23 protein-coding genes and 1 tRNA gene are annotated in these 17,221 nt (G+C 66.3%); 12 read left to right on the forward strand and 12 right to left on the reverse strand.

The window, feature by feature from the left end:
- Positions 1–96 precede the first annotated feature (96 nt).
- Both ACQP0P_RS17525 and ACQP0P_RS17530 read left to right on the forward strand, forming a co-directional pair.
- Positions 97–813, forward strand: a complete 717-nt coding sequence (locus ACQP0P_RS17525; protein WP_433377780.1) for an ANTAR domain-containing protein — start codon at positions 97–99, stop codon at positions 811–813.
- Positions 814–928: 115 nt separating this feature from the next.
- On the forward strand, positions 929–1,987 hold the full coding sequence (locus ACQP0P_RS17530) for an enoyl-CoA hydratase/isomerase family protein (protein ID WP_433377783.1): 1,059 nt from the start codon (positions 929–931) through the stop codon (positions 1,985–1,987).
- 113 nt (positions 1,988–2,100) lie between these two features.
- Here the strand turns inward: ACQP0P_RS17530 and ACQP0P_RS17535 are convergent, their stop codons facing one another.
- Positions 2,101–2,472, reverse strand: a complete 372-nt coding sequence (locus tag ACQP0P_RS17535; RefSeq protein WP_433377786.1) for an STAS domain-containing protein — start codon at positions 2,470–2,472, stop codon at positions 2,101–2,103.
- Positions 2,473–2,665: 193 nt separating this feature from the next.
- On the opposite strand from ACQP0P_RS17535, the gene ACQP0P_RS17540 reads away from it, so the two are divergent.
- Both ACQP0P_RS17540 and ACQP0P_RS17545 read left to right on the forward strand, forming a co-directional pair.
- Entirely contained in the window at positions 2,666–3,442 is a 777-nt protein-coding gene (locus ACQP0P_RS17540; protein ID WP_433377789.1) for a SigB/SigF/SigG family RNA polymerase sigma factor, read from the forward strand.
- A gap of 119 nt (positions 3,443–3,561) precedes the next feature.
- Positions 3,562–4,017: an ATP-binding protein gene (locus tag ACQP0P_RS17545; protein WP_433377791.1), complete on the forward strand. Its 456-nt coding sequence runs from the start codon at positions 3,562–3,564 to the stop codon at positions 4,015–4,017.
- 216 nt (positions 4,018–4,233) lie between these two features.
- Here ACQP0P_RS17545 and ACQP0P_RS17550 read toward each other — a convergent pair whose 3' ends face one another.
- From ACQP0P_RS17550 to ACQP0P_RS17565, 4 genes are all read right to left on the reverse strand, one after another.
- Entirely contained in the window at positions 4,234–4,428 is a 195-nt protein-coding gene (locus ACQP0P_RS17550) for a hypothetical protein (RefSeq protein ID WP_433381934.1), read from the reverse strand.
- Positions 4,429–4,430: 2 nt separating this feature from the next.
- Positions 4,431–5,132 (reverse strand): hypothetical protein, encoded by a 702-nt coding sequence (locus ACQP0P_RS17555; RefSeq protein ID WP_433377794.1) that lies wholly within the window; start codon positions 5,130–5,132, stop codon positions 4,431–4,433.
- Positions 5,133–5,138: 6 nt separating this feature from the next.
- Entirely contained in the window at positions 5,139–5,822 is a 684-nt protein-coding gene (locus ACQP0P_RS17560; RefSeq protein ID WP_433377797.1) for a hypothetical protein, read from the reverse strand.
- A 467-nt stretch (positions 5,823–6,289) separates the two neighbouring features.
- Positions 6,290–6,727, reverse strand: coding sequence for a hypothetical protein (locus ACQP0P_RS17565; protein ID WP_433377800.1), 438 nt, complete (start codon positions 6,725–6,727; stop codon positions 6,290–6,292).
- A gap of 110 nt (positions 6,728–6,837) precedes the next feature.
- Between ACQP0P_RS17565 and ACQP0P_RS17570 the strand changes: the two genes are divergently transcribed.
- Positions 6,838–6,914: transfer RNA gene (locus ACQP0P_RS17570), tRNA-Pro, on the forward strand.
- A gap of 204 nt (positions 6,915–7,118) precedes the next feature.
- Here the strand turns inward: ACQP0P_RS17570 and ACQP0P_RS17575 are convergent.
- Positions 7,119–7,721, reverse strand: a complete 603-nt coding sequence (locus tag ACQP0P_RS17575) for a DUF3885 domain-containing protein (RefSeq protein ID WP_433377803.1) — start codon at positions 7,719–7,721, stop codon at positions 7,119–7,121.
- A 176-nt stretch (positions 7,722–7,897) separates the two neighbouring features.
- On the opposite strand from ACQP0P_RS17575, the gene ACQP0P_RS17580 reads away from it, so the two are divergent.
- The 3 genes from ACQP0P_RS17580 (at position 7,898) to ACQP0P_RS17590 (ending at position 8,889) form a co-directional block, all read left to right on the forward strand.
- Positions 7,898–8,275: a hypothetical protein gene (locus ACQP0P_RS17580; protein WP_433377806.1), complete on the forward strand. Its 378-nt coding sequence runs from the start codon at positions 7,898–7,900 to the stop codon at positions 8,273–8,275.
- A 171-nt stretch (positions 8,276–8,446) separates the two neighbouring features.
- Positions 8,447–8,689 (forward strand): DUF7710 domain-containing protein, encoded by a 243-nt coding sequence (locus ACQP0P_RS17585; RefSeq protein WP_433377809.1) that lies wholly within the window; start codon positions 8,447–8,449, stop codon positions 8,687–8,689.
- Entirely contained in the window at positions 8,644–8,889 is a 246-nt protein-coding gene (locus ACQP0P_RS17590) for a DUF5958 family protein (RefSeq protein WP_433377812.1), read from the forward strand. Before ACQP0P_RS17585 ends, ACQP0P_RS17590 begins: the two co-directional genes overlap by 46 nt.
- A gap of 127 nt (positions 8,890–9,016) precedes the next feature.
- Here the strand turns inward: ACQP0P_RS17590 and ACQP0P_RS17595 are convergent, their stop codons facing one another.
- From ACQP0P_RS17595 to ACQP0P_RS17610, 4 genes are all read right to left on the reverse strand, one after another.
- On the reverse strand, positions 9,017–9,412 hold the full coding sequence (locus tag ACQP0P_RS17595; RefSeq protein WP_433377814.1) for a hypothetical protein: 396 nt from the start codon (positions 9,410–9,412) through the stop codon (positions 9,017–9,019).
- A gap of 360 nt (positions 9,413–9,772) precedes the next feature.
- The gene (locus ACQP0P_RS17600) at positions 9,773–10,135 is read right to left on the reverse strand and encodes a nuclear transport factor 2 family protein (protein WP_433377817.1); all 363 of its coding nucleotides are present in this window, start codon (positions 10,133–10,135) and stop codon (positions 9,773–9,775) included.
- A gap of 594 nt (positions 10,136–10,729) precedes the next feature.
- Complete coding sequence (locus tag ACQP0P_RS17605) at positions 10,730–11,416, reverse strand: MmpS family transport accessory protein (protein ID WP_433377820.1); 687 nt, start codon at positions 11,414–11,416, stop codon at positions 10,730–10,732.
- 1,296 nt (positions 11,417–12,712) lie between these two features.
- Positions 12,713–13,681, reverse strand: coding sequence for a GlxA family transcriptional regulator (locus ACQP0P_RS17610; protein ID WP_433377823.1), 969 nt, complete (start codon positions 13,679–13,681; stop codon positions 12,713–12,715).
- A gap of 185 nt (positions 13,682–13,866) precedes the next feature.
- Here ACQP0P_RS17610 and ACQP0P_RS17615 point away from each other — a divergent pair, with 185 nt between their 5' ends.
- The 3 genes from ACQP0P_RS17615 to ACQP0P_RS17625 all read left to right on the forward strand — a co-directional run bounded on the left by ACQP0P_RS17615 (position 13,867) and on the right by ACQP0P_RS17625 (position 15,510).
- On the forward strand, positions 13,867–14,247 hold the full coding sequence (locus tag ACQP0P_RS17615; protein ID WP_433377826.1) for a hypothetical protein: 381 nt from the start codon (positions 13,867–13,869) through the stop codon (positions 14,245–14,247).
- Positions 14,248–14,837: 590 nt separating this feature from the next.
- Positions 14,838–15,131, forward strand: a complete 294-nt coding sequence (locus ACQP0P_RS17620; RefSeq protein ID WP_433377829.1) for a hypothetical protein — start codon at positions 14,838–14,840, stop codon at positions 15,129–15,131.
- A gap of 121 nt (positions 15,132–15,252) precedes the next feature.
- Positions 15,253–15,510 (forward strand): GNAT family N-acetyltransferase, encoded by a 258-nt coding sequence (locus tag ACQP0P_RS17625; protein ID WP_433377832.1) that lies wholly within the window; start codon positions 15,253–15,255, stop codon positions 15,508–15,510.
- Between the two features lies 1 nt (position 15,511).
- On the opposite strand, the gene ACQP0P_RS17630 is transcribed toward ACQP0P_RS17625, so the two are convergent.
- Both ACQP0P_RS17630 and ACQP0P_RS17635 read right to left on the reverse strand, forming a co-directional pair.
- On the reverse strand, positions 15,512–15,685 hold the full coding sequence (locus ACQP0P_RS17630; RefSeq protein ID WP_433377835.1) for a hypothetical protein: 174 nt from the start codon (positions 15,683–15,685) through the stop codon (positions 15,512–15,514).
- 136 nt (positions 15,686–15,821) lie between these two features.
- Positions 15,822–16,301 carry a hypothetical protein gene (locus tag ACQP0P_RS17635; RefSeq protein WP_433377838.1) on the reverse strand — a complete coding sequence of 160 codons (480 nt, stop codon included), beginning with the start codon at positions 16,299–16,301 and terminating at the stop codon, positions 15,822–15,824.
- A 196-nt stretch (positions 16,302–16,497) separates the two neighbouring features.
- On the opposite strand from ACQP0P_RS17635, the gene ACQP0P_RS17640 reads away from it, so the two are divergent.
- A complete protein-coding gene (locus ACQP0P_RS17640; RefSeq protein WP_433377841.1) occupies positions 16,498–17,193 on the forward strand; it encodes a DUF998 domain-containing protein in 696 nt (231 codons plus the stop codon).
- The last annotated feature ends 28 nt before the right edge of the window (positions 17,194–17,221 follow it).

The following is a 17,221-nucleotide window of genomic DNA, read 5'->3' on the forward strand; positions in this document are numbered from 1 at the left end:
CTGGTCCCGTCGTAGACGGTACGCCACCCCGGTAGGTCGAATCGATCCGTGGTCGGATAGTGGTTAAGTTAGTGACACAGGGAGGGGAGTCGCGAGATGGACATGGTCACTCCCGTTCTGGCCCGGGATCTGGCGGTCCTCGGCAGGGTCAGCGAGGAAACGTCGAGCGAGAGCGTGCTACGCGGGCTCACGGCCACCCTCGCAGGCGGTGTGCCCGGTTGCGCGGGCGGGTCCGCCGAACTCTGGCGCCAGGAACGCATGGTCGTCTCAGCCTCTCACAGCGAGCTCATCGTGCTCCTCGACGGCGAGGAGAAGCTCGGTGAGGGTCCTTCGACCGAGGCCCGCGTCACCGGACGCCACGTGGTCGTCCAGGACGTCCTGCGCGAGTCCCGCTGGCCGGCGTACGTCGGTATGGCGGTCCGCTGCGGTGTCCGCTCGGTTCTGGTGATGCCGATCACCATCGAGCACGCCGTCCTGGTTCTCGGCCTGTACGGCGTGCGTCCCGGCGTCTTCGCCGCCAGGAACGTCCCACCGCTGGCCGACATGCTCGCCGAGCAGGCAGGGGTGGCGCTCGCCAACCTGTGGGACTACGACGAGGTCCGTACCGACGCCGCCCAGATGCAGGAGGCCCTGGCGGGCCGGGCGATCATCGACCAGGCCAAGGGCATCATCATGAAGTCCAGCGGCTGCTCGGCCGAGGCCGCCTTCGACGAGCTGCGCCGCATCTCCCAGCACCACCAGGTGAAGGTCGCGGACCTGGCCAGGCTGCTGGTCGACGAGCACCAGCGCAACCAGGGCGAGAAAACCGGCTGAGAGGGCGTCCGCCGGCGCCGTGCCGAGGGCGGTGAGCCGTAGTGGTGATCGGGCCTGGTGCCCACGGGACAGCGAAAAGGGAAGCCGATGACCTATCGACGGAGTGGGGGAGTGGGTGGCTGACCTGCTGCGTGTCTCTGTCGCCGAACTGGCGGACGGCGCCGCCGACGGCCCGTTGCTCGACATGTCCAGAGGGGTGTGCGAGCCGATCGTGGGGGTGGAACTGGACGGCGGCGCCGACGCGGCGACGCTGGACCGGGCGCTGACGCGGGCACGCGCCTGCGACCGGCTGCTGATCGGGATCGCCGGGAAGCCGTTGCCCGCACAGGCGGTGGATCTGACGCAGGCGCTGGATCTGACCCTTGTCGGGACGGCCGGGCCGACCGGACGCGAGTGCGTCGCCGTTCCCGACCCCGAGGAGCGGCTCACGGCCGTGCACAGCGCGGCGCTGCGCAATCCGCAGAGCTCCGTTGTCTTCGGCGCCGTCCTGAGGATGACGGAGGCACTGGAGGTCACCACCGCGCTGGACGTCGAATCCCTGGCCTACTCGACCCTGCTCGGCGGCCCCGAGTTCCGCCGCTGGCTCGATGGTCGCCGTCGTCGGGCGGTGCCGGCGACGGTGGCACCATCGGTGCTGATCGACCGGGCCGGCGACCGCCTGCTGATCACGTTGAACAGGCCGGAGCGGCGGAACGCCTACGGACGGGAGGTCCGTGACGCCCTGGTCGAGGCCATGCGCCTTGCGGTGCTCGACGACACCGTTACCCGGGTGGTGATCGACGGTGCCGGGCCGTCCTTCTGCTCCGGGGGCGACCTCGACGAGTTCGGCACCACTCCTGATCTCACCACCGCGCATCTGGTGCGCACCCGCGGCGGCGCGGGAAGGCTTGTTCACGAGCTCGCGGACCGGGTCGAGGTGCGCGTGCACGGTAGCTGCGTCGGCGCCGGGATCGAGTTGCCCGCCTTCGCCGGAACCGTGATCGCCGACCCCGGGGCCACCTTCCGCCTGCCGGAGATCGGCATGGGGCTGATCCCCGGCGCGGGCGGCACGGTCAGCATCCCCCGGCGTGTCGGCCGCTGGCGCACCCTCTACCTCGCCATGACCGGTGAGCCCATCGACGCGGCGACCGCCCTGTCGTGGGGGTTGGTCGACGAGGTGATGCCGTCAGGGTGATCGGACGGCTCACCCGGCCCACCCACGCGGCTGGACGCCCCGCGCGGCGGAGGAGTGACTCATGACAGGGGCGTGGCCGACCGCGATAGGCGGCAGGATCCACAGCGCAAGCCCTAGCCGAAGGCGGTGATCGCGTCGTCGATCGTGTCGTAGAGGGGCAGCCGCTGGGCCAGGCCGGTGATCCACATCACCTTGGTCTTGGCGTACTCCACTCCGATGAGCGCGAACTTGGCGCCGGCGGTGGTGCTGACCTGCCAGTGGTGGACGATCAGTCCCAATGCCCGCGAGTCCATGAAGGTCACGCCGCCCAGATCCAGTGCCATGTCCAGGCCGTGCTCGCCCGTCTGTGCCGCCAGGTAGTCGGCGAACTGGTCCCTTGTCGTCGCGTCCAGCAGGCCCGTCACCCGGATCACGTTGATCCCACTGACGAGCGCCGACGTGAGAGTCAGGGCTGCCGGTCTCTCGCCGTTCTCCGACACCGTCACTCAGAGCCTCCTCGCACCATTCGATTAGCAACCTTACTGTTACCTGCGGGCGAGTAATACTCCAGGATTCAGGGGAATGGTGGAACCAGAGGTCCAGCAGAGGGCCTCGCCTCGAAAATCAGTCGAGGCGATGCCGTCTGCCCGGACGTTGCTCCGTGGTCGGCTCGCCCGACAGTAATACCAGGGAGCAGCAATGTCTGTTCAGGCACTCGACATCACCGACATGACCGCTGAGGACCTCCTCGCCGAGATGTCCCTGCCCGAGGTCTCCGACCACCGAGCCGAGCGCCTGCGCGAGCGCATCGTCGAGATGCACCGCCACCTCGCCATGGAGATCGCCCGCCGCTACCGTTACCGCGGCGAGCCGATGGAGGATCTCCTGCAGGCCGCGTACGTGGGGCTGATGAAGGCCATCAACGGCTTCGACCCGACCCTCGGGCACCCCTTCCGCGGCTACGCCGTGGTCACCATGACCGGTGAGGTCAAGCGCCACTTCCGCGACCGCACCTGGGCCATTCGCGTCCCCCGCGTCTACCAGGAGCGCAGGGCCGAGCTGAACCGCCTGGTAGCCGACCTCAGCCAGGAGTTCGGCCGTGCCCCCACGGTCGCCGAGCTGGCTGTGAAGATGCACATCTCCGAAGAGGACGTCCTGCTCACCCTCGATGCCTCCGCCGCCTACAGCGCGCTCTCGCTGGACGCCCCCCTCGGCGCCGACGACGACGCGGCGGCGCTCGGCGACGTCATCCCCGAGGAGGACGACGCGCTGGGCACCCTCGTGGACCGCGAGGCGATCAAGCCGTTGATCGACAAGTTGCCGACGCGTGAGAAGAACATCCTGCTGCTGCGCTTCTTCGGAAACATGACCCAGGCCGAGATCGCCGCGGAATTCGGGATCTCCCAGATGCACGTCTCCCGTATCCTGCGAAAGGTGCTCGACCAGCTCCGTGCGGAACTTGTCGCCGAATGCTGAATACACAGTCTGTTACCGGGCACCTCAGTCGGCGACAACGGACGTGGCGTAAGGTGCCTTTGAACGAATCCCGGATGCTGAGGACGACAGCGGACCGGGACAGGGGAGGCGGATCTCGGGTGAACGAGGACGGTGTTCGTCCGGCTCGCTTCACGGCGAGTGGCGCCCGTTCCAGGATTTCTCCCGCGGGGACCGCGGTGGCCGAACTCGCCTTCTGCCTTCCCGACCTTCCCGACGTACGCGACTTCGCCGCCGCCCAGGCCGTGCGGAGCGGCATGTCGCAGGACGGACTCGCCGATTTTCTGGTGGCGCTGAACGAGGTGGCCACCAACGCGGTCACCCACGGCCACACCAGCGCCAAGGCCATGCTGCGGATGTGGACCGTCGGCCGGATCCTCGTCGTGGAGATCCACGACGAGGGGCAGTGGGACCCCGGACCGTCCCCGGGGGAGACGCCCCCGGGGCCGCACGCGACCAGCGGCATGGGCCTGTGGGTGGCCCGGATGGTCAGCTCCGACATCAAGTTCGAGACCGGGGCCGCGGGCACGTTCATCACCATGTCGTTCAAGGTCTAGCCGTTCCTCCCGGCCCTGAAGGACTCCGTTGCCCAATTCGTTTTCGATGTCCGCGACCTGCGTGCCCGGCACCGATAACGACGCCGGACGTCGACCGGCGGCAATTGAGCAACAGAGTCCCGAAGGGCTGGGAGAAACGACTTCCTCGTCCGCGCCCGGACGTTTTTTCCTAAGGTTCGAGCGGGGACCCGTCCACGCTCCCCACTCGACGGTCGATCAGCGCCTGCGGCGCCAGCCTCCGCCCCCGGCGGTGGTCCGAGGGCCGGCCGAGCCGATCCCGGCCTGGTGCAGAGCGAGGAGCAGAAGTCCGAGAAGCAGGAAGGTCGTCCCACTGATCCCGCCGATCCTGGTGTTGATCAGGTCGAGCAGGAGTCCGAGGCCGAACACGACGGCGGCGGCGATGGCGAGCATGGTCACCTCGTCCCAGCGGAGATGTTGAGAAGCTGTTCCAGGGTCGTGCGGTAGTCGCGCAGGGCGGTCCGCAGATCCTCGGTGTCGTTCTTCTCGGTGTTCTTCCAGCGTCCCTGGAGCTCGGTGGTCCGGACCTCCAGAGCGTTCCTGAAAGAGGTCGTGATCTCGCCGAGCAGGGAGTCGGCCCGCTGTACCGCGTCGCGCGGGTCGTCCACGAACCCGGCCTGGACCTCCTGCCAGCGCCGCAGCACATCGTCGGAGTCATGGTCGAAGAGGGTCTCGGCCGTGGCGGGTGCCCGGTCGGCCCGCTCGGTGCCGATGAGGCTCGCACCCTCGTCGAGCACGTCGCCCTGCCGGTCCGCGGCGCTTCCGGAGAAAGCGGGGGTCATCGGGGAGTCGGTAGCGGGGGCGCGGTCACGTACGGCGTCATGCGCGGTATCGTCCAGGGCGTCGTCCAGGGCGTCGTCCAGGGCGTCGTGTGTGGCGTCGTGCGCGCCGGTGCCGGTCACCGGCGTACCCGGGGTCATGGCCGGGTCCCGGGGGAGCGCGTCACCGTCGAGGTCGGCCGGCACGTTGCGCCGGTCGCCGGTCAGGGGGGCGCGGGTATCGGCGTCAGGGGCGGGTGGCTCCTGGAACTCGAGCGCCACGTCCTCGTCGGCCTTGTGGACCAGCCGGTCGTTGTCCGGGTTGAATCGACTGTTCACGTCGGGTCACCGTCCTTGGGGATCGCGTCGGTAGGCTCGCTCGTTGCCGTCTGTGGTCTCGGGGGCGGCGGCAGCCGTCTGCCTGGGATCATGGTGATGGGGGTCGCGGTCGGCGAGATCGTCCTGCCGGGCACTCCGCTCACCGTTGACCTCGCTGCCAGGAGCCGCGAGCAGCTCCTCGAACAGGGCGCGGTAGTGCACCATGGCCTGCCGGAGCTCCTCGGTTGAGGCCTCCTTGTGAGCGGCCCTGCTACTGATCTCGTGGGCCTGCCGGTAGTGGTCGAGAGCGCGGCCGTGCGCGACGGACAGGTCGGAGAGCCGCTGCTCGAAGTCCTCGGTCGGGTAGCCCCGCTCGGCCATCACGGAGGTCACCAGATGGTCGGCCTCCGTCACCGCGAAACCGGGAGCGTCCACGAAACGTTCCTGGACCTCCATCCACTTCCTCGTGTAGATCTCGCGCGTCTGCGCGTCCAGGGTGCGGATGTCGAGGGAGCTGAAGCGCTGCTCGCGGGCTCTGAGCTCCTGCTCGGCGTCGCGCCTGCTGTCACGCTCCCGCAGGGTACGTTCGTATTCGGGGCCGAAGCGGTCACGAAGTCGATGCCGGCGTTGCTGCTGCAGTACGAGATAGCCGATTGCGACGATCGCCACCACCGCGACCACGATGACGGCCACCCAGATCACGGTGGACATGTCTGCCTCCGGTTGTGTAGGCGCTTGTCCCTGTGCGCTGCCCTGGGGTCAGGCCTCGAAACCGGCAGCCGACATTTATCGCCCCCCCGCCACTTCATCTAGATTTGATGTTTTAGCAGGTCCTGTCGGGTATTGGATATTCTTTTGCTGCGTTTTCGAATGCGATTCCCGGCTTCGGTGGCCGCCTATGAATTCCGGTGGCGGGGATACCGGGACCCGACCTCCGATGTACCGGCCTGCGGGCCGGTACCCGGCCCGGCACCCCTCGGAGTGGGGACCGGTGCCTGGTCCCCAGGTCGCGCCTTCACTCCCGGAATGTGAATCAGTGCTCGGCCTCCAGGTCGCGCCTTCACCTCCGAGGTGCGAACCAGTGCTCGGCCCCCCAGGTCGGGCCTTCATCGCCGGCCTGCGGGCCAGTGCCCGGCCCGCAGGCCGGGGATTGAAGGCTCAAGCATGCATTCAGCCCGTCAGGCCTGCTCCTCGGGGAGATCGAGAGCTCCGCGGGCCTCGGCCAGCACCCTGGCGGCCAGCCAGTCATCCGTGGAGGCGGGAACCTCGGTGAACCCCCTGCCGGACTCGTACGAGATGTCCAGCCCGGCGGCGACCAGCCGCCCGGCCCAGCGCAGCGCGGTGTTCAGCTTCTCGGCGGGGATCGCCCGCCCCTGCGCCACGGACGACAGGTTCCGCAGGTTCGTCGCGGGCCCCGACTGGCTGTGTGCGCGGTCCAGCTTCCAGGGGATGGCCCGCGAGTGATCGAGCATCGGCTTCGAGAGCCCGGCGGCCCGTTTCGCCTGCAAGATCCCGGACTCGCTCACCCCGAACCGCGCCGCCAGTTCCGCGTTCGACAGCCCCCGCCCGGCCAGCCGCCGCAGCTCCTCCTGATCGATCAACGCCTTGCGCCCCACGCACCCTCACCTTTCGCGCGATCGCCTGTCCTGACGGACGTCGCCGTGTGCGAAGCCCACCCGATCTGCGCTAAGGTTATGACGTGCACCCGAGAGGTGCGCAGCACAACCGGGACGTAGCGCAGCTTGGTAGCGCACTTGACTGGGGGTCAAGGGGTCGCAGGTTCAAATCCTGTCGTCCCGACCAGGTTTCAGCTGGTCGGCAGGGGTTTCGGAGATTCTCCGGAACCCCTTTTTCGATCTTTGGGAGCCAACTGGAGTCAAGTGTGCTTGGGATGTTTACGCGGGTGGCAGGCTCCTCGCTCGACGCCGTCGGATCTACCTGGACTCTTGGCTCGTGGCCAGTGGTCAAACATCGATGGCACTGGTTATCCGCGATTCAATACGTCCTCTAGAGACCTAATGGGTGTGTGGACAGCCAGTCGCGGTGTCGGTCCTTGAGAGCATCACGTTCGGCCGGCGTGGGCAGGATCACGTCGGCGCCGCCGTCGTAGGGGTGATACAGCCATCGGAGATCCGCAGGGCCGAGGAGCACGTTGCCGATCTCGTCGTCTGTGACCGCTCGAAGCACGGCGTCGATGACGCCGGGCCTCCATGGTCGTGTTTCGACGTAGAGCTGTGTATAGGTGCGGAATTCGGGATCCTCGTCGGGCTCTTCGATGAGGGTCTGCCAGTGTTGTGCTGCCGGCGCGACCTCTGATCGTCTCGGCCACTGCTGAGGGGTGAGTGCTGGAGTATTCGTCCATTCGGCAGTGATGACCAGGAGGTCTGGGCCTGGATCGAGTTCGGACAGCACGGTGTGGTGGCGGTTGAGCACGATGGCGTATTCCGCCTCACTGTCTGGGTGGCGCTTCGACTCCGGCAGGCTGTGAAACCTGATCCAGCGGTCCGGATGGTGACCGCGAAGCCAGTGGGCGACCGGCGGGCACTCGGGCCACTGCCGCTCCCAGAGTCGGCTCAGTGCTTGCGGATCGAGGGCACCATCGAGGATCACCGTGCCGTTCTATCCGGTGGCCTGGTGGGCGGCTAAACGATTTGATCGCCTGGACAATCGTCAGGTGACCACAACGGGTGCTGCGACGAGGCGTGGGATTTATTTCGCTCGCCCCCGTGACGTGCTGCTGGATAGCCTGCTGGCGAGGATAACCGATCGTCGTGGGAGGCCGACCCGTGAGGCGTAGAAGCCCACAGGAGAAGAAGCGGCTGAGTTACGCCAAGGACCGCCGGAACAACTATGGCGAGAACGACAAGAGCTCTCGTAGGAACATTCGGCGCAATAAGCAGGCGCCGCATCGTGCCAACCGTCACCATGACCATCAGATTCTCGAAGCGGCCATTGGCGTGGTGGACGCACAGATGGGTGAGGATGTAGAGGCACGCCTGCTGGTGAAGCGCCGGAAGGCGTGGAAGAAGTTTCCCGATGCGCCGCTCGGGGCGATCGTCCAAGGGACGCTCCGGATCCGGATCAGACAGGGCATCGATGCTCCGGAACGAGGTGAAGCCCGGATCCGCCGGGTTCGTCAGCGTCAGCGGCAGCCGATCTGGTAAGTGCCGTACGCGTCAACGGAAAATCTGCAAACCAGCTGACAGGGATTTCGTGTGGCCGGTGAGGTCTGTCGGAGCTTGGCTGAGCGCAGGTCGTTCGGCTTCGCATCGAAGGCTTCGATGTCGCCTGGTACGGGTGCGTCCGGATGTTGTATAGCTGGAAGGTCTTGGGTGATGGACGACGAGCCGCAGTCGGTGTGGGCGTTCGTGGGCGAGGGTGGGCGTTGGCCTTCTGCGATCTTCAGTTCCCGGGACCGGGCGGAGGAGTGGATCAGCGCCCGCGGACTGACGGGGATGCTCACCGAGTACCCGCTCGACGTTCCGGGTACTGCATTCAGGCTCGCGCGACTGTCGAGGACGGGCCGGAGAGTGTGCGTCTGGCGAGGATACGGCCCACCCATACACCAGCAGTACTGATCACACGTGGCCGGCTGATTGAGCAGCTGGCGAAGATCATCAATTTGCCGCAGGATGAGCGGGTCAAGGCATTTCGGCTTCTAGTCGCTCTTCTGGCTGTCGCGGACCAGCGCCGACGGGAGCGCTACTGCGCTGGCGGTTGCAGTCACGCATGGCACCAGTTGGGGACCGCCCGGAGGCCGATGGATCTGCTCACGTGAAGATCCGGTCCATGGCTGCGGCTCCGCCGAGCAGGACCGGGCGGATCTGCTTGCGGTAGACGGCTTCGGTAACGGCGGTGCCGCTGTGGCCGACGAGTTGCGCGATGCCCTCAAGGGTACGCCGGAGTCAGACAGCGCAGATGACGCGCTCGCAGGTGATGCCCGACCCGCCCGCACGCTGCTGGACGAGGCCGAGGCGCTGATCCGCCGGGCCGCCGAGCACGCCGACGACGAGCCGGTGTGGATGTACTTCTACGTTCTCAGTAAGCGCTTGGCGGGTCTTCAGGTCAGAATCCCGGGCGAGTTCACGTAATAATTCGCCCGGTGCGTCGGTCCGAGCCGCCAGCGCCCGCCTGACGGTGCGCGAAGGGTCCCCCGCCATGGCTTTGAGGATCTCGGTAGGCGTGGCGGAGTTGCTCGCTACGGCCAGCCGAACCTGGACCTTCTTGTCGCGGGCAAGCATGGTCAGGCGATCTTTATCCATGCTGTCATATGTTTCTGGAAGTCCCGATTGCTGTTTCACCTGTCAGTCCTCCCTTGATCATGTCAGCGGCATGATCGCAGCCGTCACTGCCAGAAAGGCTTGGTTGCAGTGCGCCAAAAGCGCCTCGGGGGAAACCTCATCCTCAGCGCTGAAGACGTTCCACGAACCGAGCTCGGGACCTCTTTCGCAGGAGTACGGCTTACCCGAGGGCGTCGCCAAGCCTGCCGAGGGCCGTTGCGCCTCTCGTCGAGGGAGACGTGGGCCGAGGCTCCCTGAGCCGGCCCGAGATCCCCGTATCGCCGGTGTCCATGTCGGCGCGTCTGGTTTCGCGAGCGACGGTGGCGGCCCCCTATGAGAGAAGACAGACGCCGCACCCGTGGATGCGGTCTCGCTGGAGCCCTAGACCAGGTAGACGGGTGCGAGGTCGACGAATATGCGGTAGTCCGTGATCAGGCCGTCGTCGCGGGTGCGCCAGATCGACACGGCCACGACGCCGGCGTCCTTGCCGTCGAGCCGCCGGTAGGTCACCTCGGTCTCGGCGATGATGTCGGCGTCCACCTGCCAGTTCCTGACGATCCGGTGCCGCAGGCCGCCGATGGTGGAGAAGAACGCCCGCAACCCGGCGGCGATGGCCGCACGTCCCGTCATCGGCTCGGCATTGCCGAATACCAGCGTGGCGTCCTCGGCCAGCAATCGCACGAACTCTCCGGGGTCGAACGAGTCGACTGTCTGGAAAACGTGTCGCACCACATCGTCGGTCATGCCGATCCTTCCTCGCACAGTCGGGATCACTGATGGGGACGATACGGAGCGAAGGGCGACGCGCAACTATCGCCAAGGTGGCTATCTCATCGCCATAAGGCTCGCCGAAGATCTTCGAACCTGGGGCGCGGCATCGTGGTCGGGCCCGGCGCGGTGATCGTTCGGAATCACGCAGATCGAGGAGAGCAGGGCACACCCAGGGCACCTGGGCACGAGAAGCAGCGCGAAACGATGAGAACCAGTGAACGCCAAAAGCCCGGCTCGGAATGCCTTCCAGGAGACCACCGCTGGTCAGTCACCATGGTGGATCAGACCTCGATGTTTTGCCCGGTCCAGCCCCTAATGGGGGTGAATCGAGTCTGCCTGGTCAAGCCGACTCGATTCGGTAAGTCGCCGTCAGGTGAGCGCTGACTGCCTCCGGGTTGTTGAGCTCTAAGGCCAGACCGTGCCCCTGGCCGGTGGCCGGGAGGGGTGATCTCCGGTGGGATGTCGTGCCCGGCTCCTCACGGTGGTCGTGAGTACTGGTCCTTAGGGCGAGACGGTTCTCCCTGAGGCCCTACCTCCTCCGGATGTAGGGCCCAACGAAGAACTGGCCTATGGGGCGTTGCCGGTGACGGTGCACACCCCGTACGGGCCATCCGCGACGTCCTCCCACATGACTTCGTCATCGACCGTGATGCGGCACGTCACCGACCCTTTGGCGCCTGCGTTTTGCGCCCACAGGTACAGGTACGGGGTGTCGCCGACTTTGATCTCTTTGCTGTACGGCAGGGGCACGCCCTGCTCTTGCTTGATGTCGTACTTCACGCTGTAGGTGATGTTGTCCGCGCTGGTGGCCCCGTCGCTGCCGATGGCTTCGAACAGCACCGTGTGCGCACCCGACGTGTTCTCCTGCTCCTCCTGCGCGGCGGGCGGGCTGTTGTGGCCGAGCTGCGTGCGCCCCGTGTTGGGCTCGGGGTCGTTGAGGGCGCTGAACCCGGCGCCGACGATGCCGCTGACGACGAGCACCCAGTAGAGGATCCATAGGCCGGTGAGGATCCAGCCGAGGATGACGCCGGCCAACGCCATGCTGTGGCCGTCGGTACGATCCCTCCTGATTTGGCCGAGGGCCACGTGTCCGAACACCACGGCCAAGATCGATGTGAATCCGCAGGTGATGAACCCTGTAAGGCCGAGCACAAGGCTGGCGACGGCGAGTCCGTTGGTTTTCGGTGGCGGGGCCGCGTACCCGTAGCCGTATCCGGGTGGGGGCTGCTGGCCATAGCCAGGCGGATAGCTCACGGGTTCTCCACATTTCGGCGGTACGCGTGGGACGCCTGTTACCTATGAACGGTTGTCGCCGTGGCCGAATCCGGTCACCTGCTGTCCGGTGCGCTGTACGAACATCGCTGCGCAGGATGGCCGTCTATTTCCTCCTCGGACGCTCCACAGGATGAAAAACATGCCGTGGTGGCCGTCGTCAACACGCGGTGGCTCACTCTGCTGTGAGCGCCTCCGGCGGGGGACTTCGGCTCCGAGATGATCCACGACACGGCCAACCCGTGGCGGGCTAAGGTGGTGGATCTGATCGTCTCGTCTGTCATCGCCCAGGTGGAGCCCAGCAGCCCGATTCCTCCGGCGCAGGCCCGGTCCGTGCATGTAGGCCAACCAGCACACGAGGAAGGTCTCCGGGAACATGGACGCACGACGCCGAGCTCGCCCCTCCGTCCCCGACCCGCCGCCCCTCCGGGGCGGGTGATGGCAGACGAGACGATCAAGGCAAAAGGCGGTGCGGAAATCTCTTCCGGCCTCGATAGGATTCACGCGCACTTCGATGTGTTTGGATATATAAAATTCGGAAGGGACTTGTGGCGAGCAGTCGGGTTACTTTAAGGGAAGCCTGCACGCGATGGATTGTGATTCCACTTTTCGGGATTGTGTTGATCGCATTGACTGCTTGCGGAGCGTCCGAGAAAGAGCGTTTTGCGCGATCTGTGGAGAGCATGGAGCAGGTGGCGCGTACGGTGAAACCGGATGTGAGGTCAGCGGACGAGCCGCGCCAGATCGGATTGTTTGAATTCACTTCAATCCACCGATACGAGGATCTGGTGTACTTTCAATTGAGCCCCCGGGCGGGCGTAGATCCGTATGGCTACGTCTGGAGCCCGAAAGGCGAACCCGTGGATTCCCCTGACGACGCGGCTGCGCAGTCTTTTGAGCATGTGCAGGGTCCTTGGTACCGGTGGAGCGAGAGCTGGTAGGGGTCGGGAGAACGGCGGATCGGTCAGTGACGGTGGTCGCCATCGAATGACATGGCGACCTGATCACGGTCATTACTGGTTGGGTACGGCAACGCGGCTACGGGGGGAGACCGTGTTGCCGTACCGGCTTTTTAGGGGCGGTGCCGGTGTGCCCCGCGTGGGGATCGCCCTGGAAGCCCGCGCCTACGCCGAGTTGCGCCGCACCCTGCGCGCTGTACCGCTGCTGACCGAGGTTCTGACGCGCTACGACGCGACTCGCGTTTTCGCAGTCCGAAGGTCGTTCATCCTGACGCGGTCCTTGTTCAGGCTGGGGGCGGCGCAGTGTGACCTCGGGACCTCATCCGGAGCGCTTGGCGCGGGCCTGGCGGTAGCGGGTGGGGGAAGCGCCGAACTCGGCGACGAACGACTGTCGAAGGCTCTCGGCGGAGCCGAACCCGCAGCGGGTCGCGATGTCCGCCACGGAGAGCGATGACGAGACGAGGAGTTGCTCGGCCGCCTGCGTGCGTGCCTGCCTGATGAAGCGACCAGGCGTCTGGCCCAAGTGCTCCAGGCTGAGCCGGGTCAGGTGACGCTCGCTCACGTTCAGCCGGGCAGCCAGTGTCGTAGGGCTCAGATCACCGTCGAGGTTGTTGACAATGTGGTCGATCATCTGCCGAATCAGCGGATGTTCCGGCGGCGGCGCGCCCACGAACATGCTGATCTGCGCCTGGTCACCCGGCCGCTGCAAATAGGTCACCAGGGCACGCGCCACGATGCGGGTCAGGTGAGGGCCGTGGTCCTCCTCGATGAAGGCAAGTGTCAGGTCCAGGGCGCTGGTGACGCCGGCCGCGGTCGACACGTGTCCCTCGCGGATGTAGAGCGGGCCGGGATCAACCGTGACGTTGGGATGGTGGGCGGCGAGCGTTCCCGCGTACCTCCAGTGCGTGGTGGCGCGCCGCCCGTCCAGCAGTCCGGCGGCGGCCAGCAGGGTCGCGCCCGTGCACACCGATGCCACCCGCCTGCTGACCGCGGCCAGTCGACGTATGTGTGCCAGGAGCACGGGATTTTCCGCGGCGACCTCGTGACCGACCCCACCGGAGACAACCAGGGTGTCGAGCGGCCCGGTGATGCGTTCAAGGGCTTCCTGGCTTTCCAGCGTCAAACCCGAGTCGCAGGGCAACGACCTGCCACCCGAGGTGGCGAGGCGTATTCGGTAGGGAGGAGCCGCCCCCAGCTGGTTGGCCATATGGAGCGGCGTGGTCACCGAGGCGATGTCCAGTAACTCTGACTGTGGATATCCGATCACGACGGTCAGCCGCTCGTCCATGAGTGCCCATTCTGGTGGGGAACCGACACGAATCCCAAGTTTACCGACAGGACCGAGGCCGGCCATGGTTCGCGCGACCGGCCTGCCGTTGGATCTGAAGCGCAAGGAAAGCCACGCGGCTACCGAGGTCGTGGTACGCGCGTGGCGGGGACGCGGTCACCGGCGATGGAAACGGAGAGGCGTGAATGCGGGTCAACAAGCTCGTCGCCGCGGCGGCCGGGGGAATCATACTGTTAGCGATCTCGACAGCGGGCGCAAGCCCCGTACTGGCGCAACGGTCCACGGACAATCTCCCCGCGTCGTCCGCCGTTACATGCGGAAGCAGCCGGCCGCCCGGCGGCTACTACTACGATTCCACCTATGCGAATCCCAACGCATGTCTGAAATGCCAGTCGGCAGGCGCCTTCTACGAGGCCACCGGAAAGTGGCGCGCCTACTGCCGGAGGGTGAACAACTCGAATGGCGCGGTCGCATGGGCCGACCTCCATCTCTTCTGCGTGGCATGCAGAAGCGTCGGCACGAGTTCGCACATCAACGGGGTAAGGCCGTCGGCGGAATCGGCGTGACCAGGACCTGAGCCTGCGGGACATGTCATCACCAAGGGCAGGAAGAAGGGCCGGTACCGAGGCGTCCGGCTTGACGTACACATGCGTATCGCGCCGAGTCGAAATCAGCTTGGCAGGCACAGGACGACGCACATCGGAAACAGTTCACCCAGGAAAGGGCGGGATCGAATGGTGAAAGTCTCTCGTATGGCCATCGCGGCGGCCGTGACCGCTGCGGCGACCGGATTCACCGTCGTCGTCGCGTCACCGGCGCAGGCCACCTATTCTGCCTGCATCTCGTACCTCGAAGGAGGGGGGTATCAGATCAGCCCTCCGAGAAGGGACGCCTGCTGGATCGGCGCCACTTCCGCGGCCGGAAGCTGGTTCCTCTGCTGGGACGGTCTCGTGGACACGCGAATTCCGTCGGCGGTGGCCGTAGCGGCCTGCGACCGGGCGAAACAGTAGCGGCAGTGCGTTTCACGGACCCTTCGGACAATCGCTCGGCGGCCGGCATACCCAGCGGCCGAGCGCATCCGTGGCCCGCGCCGTGGACGCGAACGGCTGCGGCGCCATGTCGATTTCGAGATTCGAGCAGATATCAGGAGCGAGTCATGGGCAAGAAGCAAATGCTGGCCGGATTGATCGTGGCCGGCGCCATCGGAGCATTCCCCGTCGCCACCACGCCCGCCCAGGCGTCGACGTCACCCGCGGTGATGGCCGACTACTGCGACCGAAACCCGCCTGGATCCGGTTCGGTACCCGGGGACCGGTTCGCGGGCGAGCGCTCGGTCGCCTGTGGAAAATGCTACGAACGAGGTCTCTATCTGCGAGCGAAGGGTCAGATCTCGCAATTCTGGTGTGAATACTTCAACCTCTTCAAATACTCGCGGATGTACGTCAAGTAACGAACGGATCCTCCGGTCCGCAGAGCATCGCTCTCCGCAGCGCTGAGATCCTGCGACAAAGCGGGGATCCGGCGCTCAATGGAACATCACGGGCCTGTGGCGCGACGGCGGCCTGCTCGGGATGATCCGTACCCGGCGAGACGGCGACACGGGACACATCGGTCGCCTCGCCGTCGTGCCCGACCTGCGCGGAGCGGGCATCGGACGGTGGCTTCCGCGTCAGGCGGAAGCCACCGTCGATAAGGCCTGCGGTAGGGCGGTTCTCAGCACCGGATCGCGCAGCGAGCGCAACATCGGCCTGTACCTGAGCGAAGGCGCGGACGGAACCGTACATCTCAGCAAGCCTCTTCCTGCCGGAAGCCAGGCCCTCTCGAGATGAATCAGCCACCTGCAGCCGTGAGGAAAGACTCCATGGCCGGGATCGGCGACGACGGATTCATCATCGGTGTTCCATGATGCGCTCCGGGAATGACTTTATGCCGGGCACCGATCACGGATGCCAGCTCCGCCGTGCCGCTCTGCATGAACGGCTCGCCCTTGCTGCTGACGAGCACGAGCGAGAGGGCGCGAAGCGCGTCCCAGCGGTCGGTGTTGAGCGGGGTACCGTGCGGTCTCTGTTCCTTTCTGAACCAGGGGAACCTTGAGGGCTCGCCCGGCAGCTGTCAGCGGCGCGAGCCCTCAAAGGTTCTGTCATCTGCGGGTCATCGTGGACGCGTAGCCGCCCTCCCCGGGGTAGACCCACGATCCATCGAGCACGCGATCCCCGTCCGTGAAGGTGCCGCGGAAGTACGCTGGGCTGCCCTTGGCTCCGGCCCAGATCGTCAGGGTGTCGCAGTCCAGCTCGTAGACGTAGTCGAGCGTGTTGCCCATGGAGTCGTAGAACCGGGAGACGATGTCCGTCCCGACGGGCTCTCCGAAGGCATGCAGCCGCCCGATGACCTCGAGCCCCGTGATGCTCTGACCGAACTGCTGCAGCTCCACATGCTGCAGCAGGAAGAAGCGTCCGGGCATCCACTCGTATCGGATGACGCCCTCGGCGCCGCCGGTCACCGTCCACTCGCCGACGAGCCGGTCGAGGGCGGCGACGGCGCTGCTGGGGGCGGGCTGCTCGCCGAGGCCGTAGGCATCGACCTGTTCGGCCGTGACGTTGTCGAGCGGGTTGTCGTTCATGATGTGTCCTTTCGCCTGCGGCCCGGCGGGTCGCGTTCACCGATACCTCGGAGTCGAACCGCACGGATTGACATCGGCGCGCGAAAAAGAGGGAACTGCTTCGCGGATGCGGAGAAGAGGCGCCGGATGTCAAGAATCGGTACCCGGCTCCGAGGTATCGGTGCAACGTCACTTCCGTCGACCGAAGGAGGACACCGTGACCACGCACCACACCGCGCCCGCCGTCACCGATCAGAACCGAGGCTCCACCCCACCGCCGAAGACGCGGGCTCTGCTGATCGCGGGCGCCGCCGCCGGCCCGCTGTTCTACCTGTCCGCGATCGTGCAGATGGCGACCCGCCCCGGATTCGACCTCCGCGCGCACCCGATCAGTCAACTCTCCACCGGTGGGCTGGGGTGGATCCAGATGCTCACCTTCGCGCTGACCGGGCTCGGGCTGGTGTGTCTCGCGATTGGCCACCGGAAGATCGTGACCACCGGCGCCGGTCGCGGCGCTATTCCCGTGCTCATCGCCATCGGTGGCCTCGGTTTCATCGTCGCAGGAGTCTTTCCGCAGGATCCTGCCTACGGATTCCCGCTCGGCACTCCCGACGGACCCGCCGCCGCAACCTCCTGGCATGCCGCCGTGCACATGGCAGCCGCGATCATCGCGTTCACCGCACTGGCGCTCGCCGCCCTGATCGCCCTGGTTCGCGCCATCCGCGCGCGGCGCCCCCCTGCCGCCATCGGCAACGGCATCGTGACGCTCGCGCTGTTGCTCCCCGTCATCCCCGACATCGCCGGCATCCAGGTCGCCGTCACCGGGCTGTTCGCCTTCGGCTGGTGTACCGTCGTGGCCGCTCGCCTGCTGAAGGACCGTCCGTCCGCCGCCGTCACTGACTCGGTAGCCTGAAAGCACCGTTCGAATCAAAGAGAAGAGA

Origin of the sequence: Streptosporangium sp. CA-115845 (genome assembly GCF_050943795.1) — a bacterium.
Lineage (GTDB): Bacteria > Actinomycetota > Actinomycetes > Streptosporangiales > Streptosporangiaceae > Streptosporangium.

Excerpts from the sequence above, each read along its gene's own strand:
- ACQP0P_RS17625 (WP_433377832.1), top strand. The coding sequence starts at position 15,253 with ATGATCCGTACCCGGCGAGACGGCGACACGGGACACATCGGTCGCCTC.
- ACQP0P_RS17635 (WP_433377838.1), bottom strand. The coding sequence starts at position 16,301 with ATGAACGACAACCCGCTCGACAACGTCACGGCCGAACAGGTCGATGCC.
- ACQP0P_RS17610 (WP_433377823.1), bottom strand. The coding sequence starts at position 13,681 with ATGGACGAGCGGCTGACCGTCGTGATCGGATATCCACAGTCAGAGTTA.
- ACQP0P_RS17585 (WP_433377809.1), top strand. The coding sequence starts at position 8,447 with ATGGACGACGAGCCGCAGTCGGTGTGGGCGTTCGTGGGCGAGGGTGGG.
- ACQP0P_RS17550 (WP_433381934.1), bottom strand. The coding sequence starts at position 4,428 with ATGCTCGCCATCGCCGCCGCCGTCGTGTTCGGCCTCGGACTCCTGCTC.
- ACQP0P_RS17620 (WP_433377829.1), top strand. The coding sequence starts at position 14,838 with ATGGGCAAGAAGCAAATGCTGGCCGGATTGATCGTGGCCGGCGCCATC.
- ACQP0P_RS17560 (WP_433377797.1), bottom strand. The coding sequence starts at position 5,822 with ATGTCCACCGTGATCTGGGTGGCCGTCATCGTGGTCGCGGTGGTGGCG.
- ACQP0P_RS17615 (WP_433377826.1), top strand. The coding sequence starts at position 13,867 with ATGCGGGTCAACAAGCTCGTCGCCGCGGCGGCCGGGGGAATCATACTG.
- ACQP0P_RS17600 (WP_433377817.1), bottom strand. The coding sequence starts at position 10,135 with ATGACCGACGATGTGGTGCGACACGTTTTCCAGACAGTCGACTCGTTC.
- ACQP0P_RS17540 (WP_433377789.1), top strand. The coding sequence starts at position 2,666 with ATGTCTGTTCAGGCACTCGACATCACCGACATGACCGCTGAGGACCTC.
- ACQP0P_RS17525 (WP_433377780.1), top strand. The coding sequence starts at position 97 with ATGGACATGGTCACTCCCGTTCTGGCCCGGGATCTGGCGGTCCTCGGC.